This is a genomic window from Janthinobacterium sp. 64 (assembly GCF_002813325.1).
Taxonomy (GTDB): domain Bacteria; phylum Pseudomonadota; class Gammaproteobacteria; order Burkholderiales; family Burkholderiaceae_D; genus Janthinobacterium.
The window spans coordinates 3,060,795-3,072,773 of sequence record NZ_PHUG01000001.1 but is presented as its reverse complement, the minus strand read 5'-3'; the positions used below and the strand labels follow the sequence as shown (position 1 = coordinate 3,072,773).

Below are 11,979 nucleotides of genomic sequence, written 5' to 3'. Positions count from 1 at the left end.
GCCATCCGCAAGGAGGCGCGGCTTTTTTACATCGGTGGCACGGGCAGGGCCGTGGCGGCCGGATGGCGGCGCAGGTAATAGTGGCGGTACAGCAAGATCTCGCCCCACACCAGCAACAGCGCCGCCAGCGCGAACAGGCCCAGCGTGATCTTGAGCGAATTGAAGTAAGCGCCGGCCTGGCGTTTGATGGCGTCGATGAAAATCATCGGCACTGATTTGTCGAGTTTGCTGAAATCGGCCTGGCGCGCCACATCGGTGGTCAGGCGCACGGCCAGGTCGGTGCCCAGGCTGGCCAGTTCGCCCGTCGCCTGGCCACGGAAGCCGGCGCCCTTGAGCGCTTCGCCCAGCACATCTGCCCTGGCGATCAGCTGTTCCTGCAGCACCTGCGTCAGCAGCACGCTGCCGCGACGCAGAATGAATTCATTGATCCAGCGCGCCTTGCTGCGTTCCCAGTAACTGCCCGAGGTGGGCCGGTAATACATGTCTTGCACGAATGGCTCGATCAGGCTGCGCATGCTGATAGCCTGGCCCGGGGCGATCAGCCTGACCTGCTGTTCCAGGTAGACGCGCAGCGCCGGCATCTGCGCTTCGACCACCGGCTGCAGGTCGCGTTCGAGTGCCTGGCTGACCACGCGGTGCGCGCTGTGCACGGCGCCAAACCCGCCACCGAGGAGCGGCAGCGCGACTAGGATCAACACATAGCTGAGCTTGGCGGCCACATGCCAGGCGGGCGGACGGCGCACCAGCAGGCATTTTCTGGCCAGCTGGTAGCAGATGCCGAGCGCCAGCACAAAGCCGATCACGCCATACAGCAGCATCCACGGCAGGACGGTCCACAGCAGGTCGCTGCCGAACGGCGCCAGGGCGCTGCTCCAATTGAGCAGTTGTTGCTTCATGTACATTGCCTTGAAGTAATTAATCAGGCAATTATAGCTATTTAGTAAATAAACGTGGCGCGCTTGACGTCAATGCGCCATCAGCACCGGTACCGTCATCTGGCGCAAGACGGTTTCCGTGACGCCGCCCAGCAGGATTTCGCGGAAGCGCGCGTGGCCGTAGCCGCCCATGACCAGCAAGTCCGCATGCACTTCGGCGGCCATGGCCAGCAGCGCCGCGCCGATGTCGCCGGTGGTGATGGCCGAACGCACTTCGACGGGCACGCCATGGCGGCTCAGGTAGGCGGCGATGTCGGCGCCCGGGTGGCGCGCCGGCTGCGCATGGCCGGCCGGCGGGTGCAGCAGGGCCAGCACCACCAGGCGCGCCGCGCGCAAGAGCGGCAGGGCGTGGCCGATGGCGCGCGTCGCTTCCATGCTGCCATCCCAGGCTACCACCACGGTGTTGTCCACTTGCGCAAACTGGCCGTTGCGCGGCACGATCAGCACGGGGCGGGCCGCGTTGAGCATCACGTAGGGCACCAGGTCGCTCATGGCGCCGGGCAGCGCTTCGCTGTCGTCGTGCTGGCTGAGCACCGTCAAGTCGCTGTAGCGGGCGCTGACGGCCATGCCGCCATCTTCATCATCCTCGATCAGGCGCCGCTCGAGCGAGACGGCGCCAGCCTGGCGCGCCAGCGTTTCGAACTGGTCCAGCGCCTGTTCCGCCTGCCCGTGCAGGGCGTTGATTTGCGCCGCCACGGCGCCGCCGCGCATGCCGCGGTTGTTTTCCAGGGTAAAGCGCGACAGGCCCGTCATCGCCGCGCCGATCAGGTGCGCCTGGTGCGCGTGCGCCAGCCGCGCCGCGATGGCGATGCGCTGCGGCGCATGGCGCGACAGGTCGGCGTGGACGAGGATGGATTTATAGGCCATGGTGTCGCTCGGTAGTCAGGATGGCAACAAGGCTAGAACGGCAACACGGGCAAGTCCAGCATTGCCGTGCCGGACGGCGGTTTTCTTATGCTGGACTTGATGTGGGTCAAAAAAACATGGGCCATGGCCTTCCGCAAGGCATCGGCCAGGAAATTGCGAGCTGTTTGATGTGCATCAAAATGCCTGCTCCCCTGCCGGCGATAATGGCATCGAACTCCTTGCCCTCCGAGTGGTCTGCATCGGCGCCGGCGCCATCTGTCCGGCACTTCTTTGTGTGACGCAACAACACTGGCCGTGGCGGGAGTTCACTTAATTGTAGGGCTGCAAGTCCAGCCAGACGGCATACGACAGGCGCTTGCCGTTCCACAGGCCGCCGCCGCGGATGACGGCGTCGCACGAGGTCAGCTGGCCCACCAGGTCCATGCGGCCCAGGTTGCGGCGCAGGCGCAGGGCGTCGTTGTGCGACAGGTAGCCGACCAGCAGGCCATCGATGAAGACGGCGATGGCCTTGTCCTGGAACGGGTTGGCATCGTCGCAGACGAGCAGGGCCAGGCATTTCTCTTCCGCGTTGCCGGGACCGTGTTCGCCAGCCAGCTTGGCGATGGCGGGTTGGTACATCGCTTCGTTTTCCACTTCCGACGCAAAGCGCCCCTCGTCGTTCCAGTGATGCGCGGGGGCGCCCGCAGGAATCGCCGGCACGTACTGGCGTACCGAAATGAGCGGCTTGTGCAGCGGTTTGACGGGCGTGCGGCCGCTGAAGACGTAGTACAGCAGGGCGATGACGATCACGATGGCAAGCAGGTAAAGCATGGTATCTCTCTGATTTCTAAGGGGGAGCCGGGAACGCGGGCGCGCCGCGCGGCGTTGCCGCTACTATAGCAAGTTCGCCGCCGGCTTCCCGGTAAATCTGGCCATCAGATGGCGGCGCCGGCGCAGCGCGCGCGGGTCGCCCAGCACGATGGGCGAGGCGCCCGTCAAGCCCGAATAGTACTGGCCATGCTGGCGCAGGACGATGGCATAGTCGCGCAACGCGTGGCCGTGCGCCAGCATGCGCGCGTCGCAATCGACTTCGATGGCAAAGCGCAGCCGGTGCAACTGCCACCACAGGGGCAGGTTCCACGGCATGAGCACGATCAAGGCGTAGGCCAGGGCGAGCAGCTGCGGGTCGCACGCGGCCAGCCGGCATTGTGCGTGCGCCAGCAGCAGCGCCTGTTGCCGGGGAAGAATCAGTTGCAGCCAGACGGGCATCACGATGCGCGGCCGCAGCAGCCCCGCCACGCAGGGGCCGATGCCGCCGCTCAAGTACACGGGCGTGCCCAGTAGCGATGCTTTCTGCCAGCGACGCTGGTGCGACAGCAGCCAGGCGCTGCGCAGCAGCAATAGCAGCAGCATGCCGATGGACAAGACAAACCAGCCCAGTTTCAGCTGCGCCTGTTCCGCCGGCATGGCCGCCAGCACGCCGGGCAGCCATGCCAGGGGCAAGATAGCGGACGCGGCGATGGCCTCCAGCCACAGCCAGCGCGTCGTGTGCGCGCGCCGCTGCAGCGCGCGTTCGGCGCGCCAGGCGGCGGCGCTCAACAGCAGCGCGCATGCCGTGGTGCATGCCAGCCAGGCCAGCATCGGGCGCCTAGCGTGTCAGCGCCATGCCGACCGAGGCGGGCGCCGTGTGCCTGAAGCCGAATTGCGCGTACAGCTCTTGCGCCTGGCCATCGGCGATCAGGCTGACGTACGCGCTTTCCGGTACCTCCGTTTCGATGAATTGCATGATCTCGCGCATGATGCGCTTGCCCAGGCCCTTGCCCTGGTGCGCCGGCAGCACGGCGATATCGGTCACCTGGAAGAAGCAGCCGCCATCGCCAATGATGCGGCCCATGCCCACCACTTCGTCGCCGTGCAGCACTTGCACGGCAAACAGGGAGTTCGGTAAACCCTTGGCCGCCGCCTCCGTGCTTTTCGCGCTCATGCCGGCGGCCACGCGCAGCAGCTGGTAGGTGGCGATGGCGGGGATGGCCAGGCGGGTGGTGTAGGGCGATGCTGCGGTCAAGGCGCTCTCCTGTGCAATATGGATGGGATGACCATTATAGGCGGCACGCTTTATTCGCCGCGCGCCATGTTGTTTGCACCGCTTTTACGCTATGGTGGCGTCATTCATTTATTTGTTGAAAGCACGCCATGTCCGCAGGATTTACCGCCACCGAGTTGTCCGTCATTCATGAAGACGACGCCCTGATCACCACCCTGGCAGCACCAGCCGGCAAAGGCGAGCCCGTCTACCTGATGCTGCAGCGCGCCGACGAGTATGACGAGCAGGACGTTGCCATGGGCATGGACGAGCCGTACATCGAATATGGCGGCCAGGAATTTGCCTGGTATGGCCACATGCACGCCGTGATTTTGCATCCGAACCGCCTGTCCGTGCAGATGGATGCCGAGGCGGCCATGCAGATGGATGACGACGGCCAGATCGACGTGCGTTTCAGTTTGACGCCGGAGCGCTACGCCCAGCTGCAGCAGGCGCTGCGCACCACGTTCGAGGGCTGCGACTACTATCGCGAGGAACGTTGATCTGCACGCACGGCATCCATCAATTCGTCAGCCTGGCCGTCGAGTATCCCCTGAGTGGCCGGTGCGGCCAATCGGGGCAAGCAGATAGCAAAATTTTCATCTTGCATGGTTTTTAACTGGGACATTTTGTCTCAATGTATGGATATTGTTTTCAAGTAGTATGCATCAGAGCGTGCAGCAACACCGTCCTTGCATGGCAGTCGCTGACGTTATCTCCTCTCTCATCCGCATTCGGCAAATCATTGTGCCCGATGGCACGGTTATTTCATCGGTAGATATAATGGAATAGTCAAACAGGATGCCTGGGAGATGGTTGGAACAGAAGCTGCAGCAGCAGCGTTTTGAGGTAGTGCGCCTCACGATAGATAGTGTCAAGTAATAGACTGGAAATACGCAAAATGATCGATTGGACCCCCATAGTCTTCGTGACATTCAAGGCTTTCGTGCTCTGCACGGGCATGTTCTTCGCCATCAAGTGGCATTACGATCAAGGGAAGAAGGATAAGGATAAGGCGAAGCAGAACCGCGCGGTGCTGCGCGCAAGCGGCAAGGTGGTCGCAGTCTTCATGTTGTTGCTCCTGGCCTTGGGCATCGTCACCTTCTTCGTTGTCAGGATGGCCGGTCTGGAAATAAGCTTCTCATGATGACAAGGAATAGCCGCCGCTATCGACTGATGCGGCGGCTATTCCCCGATAGGCGTCATCATTGCGTCATTCGTGTGCAATGAACAGCTGTTTTGATGGGGAATAATCGCCGGTGTCCGAAACGGATGGGCAAGAAAAAAGCCACTAAATCCTTGATGTTATTGGATTTAATGGCTTCATCGGTACTTCTTTGATGTGTCTGGTGGTGCCGGGAGCCGGAATCGAAAACTGCTATGAGAATTCAGCGAATATCCAAAAATACCATCATAAATACCATCATTGGAGAAAAAGTTCTTCGTTACCATTCCACTTGGAGCGGTTGCTGGTGACTTCAGACAAATAGTTTAGTACAAAAAAAGTCAAATGCTAGCACTCCCGATGAATTTTTTTGATTTTGTATTTTCTTCCCAGCAAGCATCGGCAGCGAGGGAACGCTTTCTTGAAAAGCATGGCCGAAAATTGCTGCGATTTTTTTGAGGCGACGGCCTGTCTATTGCGGTGTCCGCTTACGCCCCAAAGCGGTCCGTCGCAAAGTCGCAACTAGAAACAATGTTCCGACGACGGGAACGACTTGTCTTTAACGGCTCGGACATAGCTGCAAATAGCGCCTTCAATGCTTGATTGCCCTTCCATAAAATTGCGGACAAAACGAGCTTTTTTGCCAGGGAAAACGTTAAGCATGTCATGCATCACGAGAACTTGCCCGGAGCAGTCTGGACCCGCCCCAATGCCTATCGTCGGAATGGAAAGGGCTTCGGTCACATTCTTGCCCACAGATGCCGGAATGGCCTCTAGTAAGAGCATTGATGCACCTGCGGCTTGGAGCGCCAATGCTTCTTTCATCAGTCGAAGCGCACCTTCATCACTTTTCGCCTGAACCTTAAATCCACCCAGTTGGTGAACGTATTGCGGCGTCAACCCAAGATGCGCAAATACCGGTATCCCACGGTCTGATAGAAACCTCACGGTTTCGCTAAGCCATGCGCCACCTTCCAGCTTTACCATATGCGCTCCCGCCTTCATTAATTTCACGGCATTTTGGAAAGCGTATTCTGGCGTTCCATAGCTTCCAAATGGCATATCGGCGGCTAGAAGTGCCCTCTTACTGCCACGCGCAACGCACGTCATGTGGTAGGCAATATCATAAACAGTGACACCTAAAGTCGTGCTGTGTCCTTGGCAGACGTTTCCCAGCGAATCGCCGACAAGCAGCATGTCGACGCCGCTTTTATCCATAACAGAAGCAAAGCTCGCATCATAGCTGGTGAGCATTGTAATTTTTTCGCCAACCTCTCGCATCTGCTGCAAGCCTATCAGCGTTACAGATTTCGCTCGCGTCTTGCCTTCATTTTCTGAAACATATGCAGCCATTTTTCTACATCCTTAAAGTTAAGGCCGATGAGCAGGCGCTTGGAATTCGAACTTCATTTTTCCGGCTTGCCGTGCATTACCATGATGGTCTGCTGCATCAGCGCGCAGAGTATTTCTTTCCCGTCACGAAGCGCAAACACTTCGGCTTGCGTAACTATCAACGTTCGACCTGGGCGAACGACACGGCCCCTTGCAAGCAACTTCTCACCGTTTGCCGGAGCAACGAAGTTCATCTTGTACTCGACAGTGAGAACCGAAGCCCCGCTCGGCACCACAGTCATCGCCGCATAGCCCGCAGCTGAGTCCGCAATCATGCCTACAACGCCTCCATGGATAAAGCCGTGTTGCTGCTCAATCCCTGCCCAATGGTCCAAATGGATTTCGGCGCGGCCCGCTTCAACGATAGGAACAGTGGCTTTTATTAGCGTCATGGCACCTTGATTTGCGAAGCTAGCGCGGATAGTTTCCCCCAATACTGTTTCGATATCTGACATGCCCAGTTTCTCCTCTGTTAGCAACTTCTCCACTTTCTCAACTTTACCAGCGAAAGGCGTCGCGCCAACAATTCGTGGCAGTTCACAAAAATGATGCCTGCGACCACAAAGAAGGCGCCGATTAGGAATCCAGCGCTGACTGGTTCATCCAGCAACCAGGCCCCCAATGCAACGCCGAATAGAGGCGTCATAAACGAAAAAGCCCCCAGTCGTGATGCTAGATAACGCCGCAGTAAAGCAAACCATGCCAGAAGGCTGATAAACGAAACTAGCACTGTCTGGAAAACTAGGTTAGCAAGTAACATCGGGGTGGGTTTTAGAGACCATTGCCCGAGAAAGTGAGATGCTGCGAGCAGAAGTACAAAAGCGACTACCAATTGATAGAAAGTCGTTTGGGACGCAGAAGCTTTAGCCAATCCAGAAGAACGGACAAGTACTGTTGTAGCGCCCCACGACGCGCCAGCTAAAAGGCAAAGTCCATCGCCCAGCAAAGCGTCGTTATTCTTCGCTGCGTGCCAATCTGCCGGAGATAAAAACGCAATGGCTATGCCTAAAAATGCAAAAACCACTCCCATCCATTGGAATGGGACCATGCGCTCAGAGGTTAGACGAAAATGCAGTCCAACCGCAGCGAACAGTGGGCCTGTGTAAAGAAACACTACCCCGTGTGCAGAACTCGTCAGATGAAGCCCCTCACCAAGGGATAGGTATTCAATGGAGAATAGTGCTCCCGCGCCCAATCCGGCGCGCCAAGGCAACTGCGTTGGCATTATTTTCTCCTGACGAACTAGCATAAAAAGGCCCACTAGAACGGCGGCGATACCGGACCGTATGGCCACTTGCAGGATTGGACTAGCGTCATGCGCAGTAGCTTTAAGACCAATCTGCTGCATGCTCCACACGAAACACAGCACCACCATCGCTAAGGCGGCTTTCCCATCGATATTCTTGTGCGGACTCACGAGTATTCCTATCAAGGTAATGCACTATTATGATTTAGGCTGCTTTCCTTGGTATAGTGAGAAACCGACATGGCCGCCGCTCATTTCGGTCAACTTTCGAATACACTTTTTGAAGAGCTAGGCGCCCGGGTGAAGAAAAAGCCACAAAATGTCTTGGTCGCGCCGTTCTCAACGGAGCTTCCCGCTGCAATTGTCTTTCGTAGTGCACCTATGCCCGCAGAAGGCATTTACCCTGAACACCATCATCCGTGGGGGGAGTTCGTCTTCGCTATCAGTGGGGTTGTGGAAGTCCGGTTCCGGGGCGGTCACTTCCTTGTTCCGCCTCAATATGGGATATGGCTGCCGCCGAATGTTACCCATCTCGGACAGAATCGGCGCGCAGCTTGGCACAGTTCAATTTATGTCAGCGCGGAGTTGTGCGCAGTTCTTCCTGATAATGTATCCGCCATCGCGGTCACGCCTTTGATTCGCGAAATGCTGGAACATTTACGACAGCATCCTCCCGGTGTGGCGGTAACAGAACAGGAGAAGCGCTTCCTGAAAGTTCTCGTCGATATGCTCGCAGCGGCGGATAGAGTGGGGAATTACTTGCCTACGTCCAACGACCCGGTTGTTCAAAAGGTCTTAGGCATACTTGAGGAGTCGCCTGGCGACACCCGTTCGTTAGCCGAGCTCGCAGCTTATGTGAACACAAGTGAACGCACTTTGATGCGTCGATGTCAGAGTGAACTGGGGATGACGTTAGCAGAATGGAGGCAAAGGATGAGAGTAGTCAAGGCAACGCCCTTGCTAGCGGAAGGCCGGACTGTCGAGAGTATCGCGTTGGAGTTTGGTTATGGCAGCTCCTCGGCATTCATAACGATGTTCCGGCGTTTAACTGGAGAGACTCCGGATGAGTATCGCAAGCGCTGCCGAAATGATAAGGGCTGAGTTGCGTCAAACATGCTTTCTTGAGTGACCGCTTTTGGCCGGTTGCCGTCATTGGCAGGTTCCACCCCGAAGCGGACGGTGACTTAGAACTGATACGCGTCTTTTGAAATTGTGGAACCGTACGAATAACCCCAAAGCAAACGACACATTAGCTCTCCGAAATTCTGCGGGCCTTGGTATAGCTGACCGTCCGGGTCGGTAAATACATAATAGGTCCCATCAGTGCCGACTGACAGAATCATGTGGTCATGATGGGCCGAGGCAAATGCGACAACCTCACCAATTTGTTCTGCCCAAGCTTGAAACAGACCGCAACGAAGACGCTCGTAGAAGCGCACGTCGCTCGATGCCATTTCTGTTCCTAAGCCACATGTGCCTACAGTCAACCCTCCGAACTCATCAACTATTTGATTGGCGATGGTATAGGCAGATGCTGGCATCTTGCCTAGCGGGGCTTGACTCTTCGGTCCCTTCCAACCTGCTTTTCGAAAGACGGGCTCTATTAGCTTCGGTATTTCCAACATGGTCAGTTTAAAAAAGGTTGTCGATTAAATGGCTGCTCCTGGCCGCTTGCCGCCGTTACCTAATTGAATCCGTAGCCGACAAGCGCCCCCGAGAATAGCAAATTGCCAAACGGAAAACTACACGCATTGTCACGCCCGGGCAAATGCCTTGCCCATGCGCCAGACGGTCGAATCCATGCCGAAATGCAATCGGTAACGCGGCTGCTGGGGACGCCAGCACCGGCATGCCGATTATCTGGCGCGCCCGCTTGAGCGTTTCCGGATGGCGCCCAGTGGCATGGCCAGCCTGGGCGGTAGCGGTTGGGCCGGTAGGTGTTCCATGCGCTCCAGGCTGGGCGCTGCGGCGGTTGCCACTGTTCCGCTCGATGCCCGCAGCAGCGCATAGCGTGCCGCTTGCCCTTCGGCCATGCCCGGCGGGTGGCAGGTCAATCCGGCCAGCGCGCCAAATTCCGCAACCGTGATGGCGCTGCCACTGCGGAAAAGGTCGGACGCCAGGCGGGATGCCGCCTGGCCGCGCAAGGCGTCGGCGACTGGCTGCCTGGACAGTTTGATCCAGGCCTGCAAGCGGCCATGCTGCACTTCCACCACGGCGGCGCTCTGCCAGCCACGCGCGTCCAGGCGCTGCAAGTCTGCCTCTTGCAAGCCGTCGAGCAACAGCAGGCCATGCCAGCCTGCGGGGCGCAGGGTGACGTCGTAGCCGCGCGCATTCATGCGCTTGAGCCAGGCCAGGCTGCGCAGCAGTTCCGGCCCGCTCCACTGCCGCATCTCTTCTTTGCCGTCCCTTGCCTGCACCAGTCTGACGATGAACTGCGCGCAGCCCAGTGCCGTCATTTGCCCGCGCACGGCTTCCAGGCTGCGGTCGCGGGCCGGATCAGCGCGGCCAGTTGCTGCGCGTCCAGCACGTTCTGCAACCTGGGGGCAGGTGCCAGACAGAGCCACAATGCGCTGGCGAGCAGCCCCGTCATCATGCCCACCAGCGCGGCCAGCAGATACTGGCGCTGCGACAGCGTACGGCTGCTGCAGTCGATTGCCTGGGCGCTCTCGCGCGCCGCCTGTTCCGCGCTGCGCCAGGCGCTCGTCGCCGCCTCGATCTGGCGCCGGAACTGCTCGCCCTGGCGCGTGCCGTCGAGGCCCAGCTGCTGCATGGTCTGGCGCGTCTCGTCCGTCAATGCCGCCATCGCCTGCGCTAGCGGCTCCAGAAGCGCCGCCAGTTCCTCGGCGCTGGCCAGCCTGGCCTGGTGCAGCTGCGCCATTTTGCACGCCAGCGCGTCCAGCTGCGCCGTGTTCTCGGCAGTGGCCAACTGCCGCAAGGTCTCGCTCTTTGTCATAGTGGACTCCTCGTTTCGCCAATCCCATGGGACTGTATCCGCGTCCCAGGTCGCTGCCCTTCATCAGCACGCCATCGAGGCGGTAGGACAGGCCCGCCAGGGTGCTGTCATTGCGCTGCGTCACCGGCACCAGCGCCACGCCCGCCGCCGCCAGGCGCTGCATGAAAGCGGTGAAACTGGCGCAGCCGGTGATGGCGGCGTCGCACAGCTGCTGCAGGCGCTGCCGCGTCGAGGCGACGCCGGTGCGCAGGCCTGCCTCGATTTCGCCCCGGCTCGCCGCGCGGCGCGGCGCCTCGACGGAGGGGCGCAGCTGCTGCAGGCCGAAGTCGCGTTCGACCGCGCGCATGATGATTTCCTGGCGCCGGTAGTCGTGGCTGTCGCTGGCCACGCCGCCATCGCAGCGCACGCGGTTGACCAGCAGGTGCACGTGTTCATGCCGGGTGTCGGCATGGCGCGTCAGCAGGTACTGGTTGTCGTCCAGGCCCATGCCCGCCAGATAGCGGCCCGCGATCTGCGTCCACTGTGCGTCGGACAGCTGCTCTCCCGGCGCGGCCGACAGCGACACGTGCAGCACCGCCTTGCCAAGGCCCGGGCGCAGCTTGCGCACGGCGCCGAATTCCTGCGCCAGTTCGCGCGGCGTGCGGCCGGTCATGTTGCTGTCGATCACGCGCGCCTGCTCCTTGCCCAGGTCATACGCCAGCACGCCGCGAAAGCCGCGTCCCTTGATGGCCTTAGCGATCATCGTCCTGCTCCTTCACGCCCAAGAGTGCCAGTCGCAGGCGGCGCGTTTCCGCGATCAGCCGCTGCAGCAGGGCGTCGTTCACGGCGACGCGGCCACCCTCGTTGGCGAGATGGGTCAACTGATTCAGGTTGGACGCCAGGCGGGCCAGTTCCACGTAGTGTTCGCGGTTGATGGCGGCGACGGGTGGCGGGGGCAAGACGCGCGCCAGCGCTGCGGCGCGCAGCCATTGCGCGGGACGCATCTGCATGCGGGCGGCGCGTTCCAGCAGCGCCGCATGTTCGGCGGCCGAGACGCGCACGCCGATGGTGGCGCCGCGCACGGCGGCCGGGTCGCCCTTCGGGCGGCCGCCTTGTCGCTTGCGTGGCGTGGTCTCGGCGTGCATCGATGCTCCTGGCGTGGTGGGCGAGCGCAGCGAGGATGGCCCCGCAGGGCAAGCCGGTTTGAGCGAAGCGAAAACATGGCTTGCTCCTCGCCAGCCCACGCGCCCGCGGCTCCCCGCCTTTGAATGTAGCCGCGGGCCAGCCGCTTTTCTTACGCGATATCAAACAGCGCGGGCGCTGTCGCGAAACAGGACGACGGCGGATGTGGGTGGACGCACGCCGTGTCGCCTATCGTGG

Annotated in this window: 14 protein-coding genes and 1 pseudogene; 3 read left to right on the top strand and 12 right to left on the bottom strand. The window is 60.1% G+C overall.

Annotated features, from left to right (window positions below):
* Window positions 1-26 precede the first annotated feature (26 nt).
* The 5 genes from CLU91_RS13530 to CLU91_RS13510 form a co-directional block, all read right to left on the bottom strand.
* Complete coding sequence (locus CLU91_RS13530) at window positions 27-896, bottom strand: hypothetical protein (RefSeq protein ID WP_100874580.1); 870 nt, start codon at window positions 894-896, stop codon at window positions 27-29.
* 69 nt (window positions 897-965) lie between these two features.
* The gene (locus CLU91_RS13525; RefSeq protein ID WP_100874579.1) at window positions 966-1,802 is read right to left on the bottom strand and encodes a universal stress protein; all 837 of its coding nucleotides are present in this window, start codon (window positions 1,800-1,802) and stop codon (window positions 966-968) included.
* A 309-nt stretch (window positions 1,803-2,111) separates the two neighbouring features.
* A complete protein-coding gene (locus CLU91_RS13520; protein ID WP_100874578.1) occupies window positions 2,112-2,612 on the bottom strand; it encodes a hypothetical protein in 501 nt (166 codons plus the stop codon).
* 63 nt (window positions 2,613-2,675) lie between these two features.
* Window positions 2,676-3,422, bottom strand: a complete 747-nt coding sequence (locus CLU91_RS13515) for a M56 family metallopeptidase (protein WP_100874577.1) — start codon at window positions 3,420-3,422, stop codon at window positions 2,676-2,678.
* 7 nt (window positions 3,423-3,429) lie between these two features.
* Entirely contained in the window at window positions 3,430-3,846 is a 417-nt protein-coding gene (locus tag CLU91_RS13510) for a GNAT family N-acetyltransferase (RefSeq protein WP_332870892.1), read from the bottom strand.
* Between the two features lie 128 nt (window positions 3,847-3,974).
* Between CLU91_RS13510 and CLU91_RS13505 the strand changes: the two genes are divergently transcribed.
* Window positions 3,975-4,367: an Imm10 family immunity protein gene (locus CLU91_RS13505; protein ID WP_100874576.1), complete on the top strand. Its 393-nt coding sequence runs from the start codon at window positions 3,975-3,977 to the stop codon at window positions 4,365-4,367.
* A gap of 398 nt (window positions 4,368-4,765) precedes the next feature.
* Window positions 4,766-5,011, top strand: coding sequence for a hypothetical protein (locus tag CLU91_RS13500; protein WP_100874575.1), 246 nt, complete (start codon window positions 4,766-4,768; stop codon window positions 5,009-5,011).
* A 540-nt stretch (window positions 5,012-5,551) separates the two neighbouring features.
* On the opposite strand, the gene panB is transcribed toward CLU91_RS13500, so the two are convergent.
* The 3 genes from panB to CLU91_RS13485 are packed head-to-tail and all read right to left on the bottom strand — an operon-like array spanning window position 5,552 to window position 7,838.
* Entirely contained in the window at window positions 5,552-6,382 is an 831-nt protein-coding gene (panB, locus tag CLU91_RS13495; protein WP_100874574.1) for a 3-methyl-2-oxobutanoate hydroxymethyltransferase, read from the bottom strand.
* Window positions 6,383-6,435: 53 nt separating this feature from the next.
* Window positions 6,436-6,876: a PaaI family thioesterase gene (locus tag CLU91_RS13490; protein WP_198521325.1), complete on the bottom strand. Its 441-nt coding sequence runs from the start codon at window positions 6,874-6,876 to the stop codon at window positions 6,436-6,438.
* 17 nt (window positions 6,877-6,893) lie between these two features.
* Entirely contained in the window at window positions 6,894-7,838 is a 945-nt protein-coding gene (locus CLU91_RS13485; RefSeq protein WP_100876724.1) for a DMT family transporter, read from the bottom strand.
* A 69-nt stretch (window positions 7,839-7,907) separates the two neighbouring features.
* Between CLU91_RS13485 and CLU91_RS13480 the strand changes: the two genes are divergently transcribed.
* The gene (locus tag CLU91_RS13480; RefSeq protein WP_100874573.1) at window positions 7,908-8,768 is read left to right on the top strand and encodes an AraC family transcriptional regulator; all 861 of its coding nucleotides are present in this window, start codon (window positions 7,908-7,910) and stop codon (window positions 8,766-8,768) included.
* An 83-nt stretch (window positions 8,769-8,851) separates the two neighbouring features.
* Here the strand turns inward: CLU91_RS13480 and CLU91_RS28515 are convergent, their stop codons facing one another.
* The 4 genes and pseudogenes from CLU91_RS28515 to CLU91_RS13465 form a co-directional block, all read right to left on the bottom strand.
* Window positions 8,852-9,292: an SUKH-3 domain-containing protein gene (locus tag CLU91_RS28515; RefSeq protein ID WP_232730738.1), complete on the bottom strand. Its 441-nt coding sequence runs from the start codon at window positions 9,290-9,292 to the stop codon at window positions 8,852-8,854.
* 827 nt (window positions 9,293-10,119) lie between these two features.
* Window positions 10,120-10,470 carry a hypothetical protein gene (locus CLU91_RS28820; protein ID WP_442906604.1) on the bottom strand — a complete coding sequence of 117 codons (351 nt, stop codon included), beginning with the start codon at window positions 10,468-10,470 and terminating at the stop codon, window positions 10,120-10,122.
* A 478-nt stretch (window positions 10,471-10,948) separates the two neighbouring features.
* Window positions 10,949-11,362, bottom strand: a pseudogene (locus tag CLU91_RS28815) (relaxase/mobilization nuclease domain-containing protein); the annotation flags it as partial.
* Window positions 11,352-11,744, bottom strand: a complete 393-nt coding sequence (locus CLU91_RS13465; RefSeq protein ID WP_100427605.1) for a plasmid mobilization protein — start codon at window positions 11,742-11,744, stop codon at window positions 11,352-11,354. The pseudogene CLU91_RS28815 and the gene CLU91_RS13465, both read right to left, overlap by 11 nt.
* Window positions 11,745-11,979: the final 235 nt, after the last annotated feature.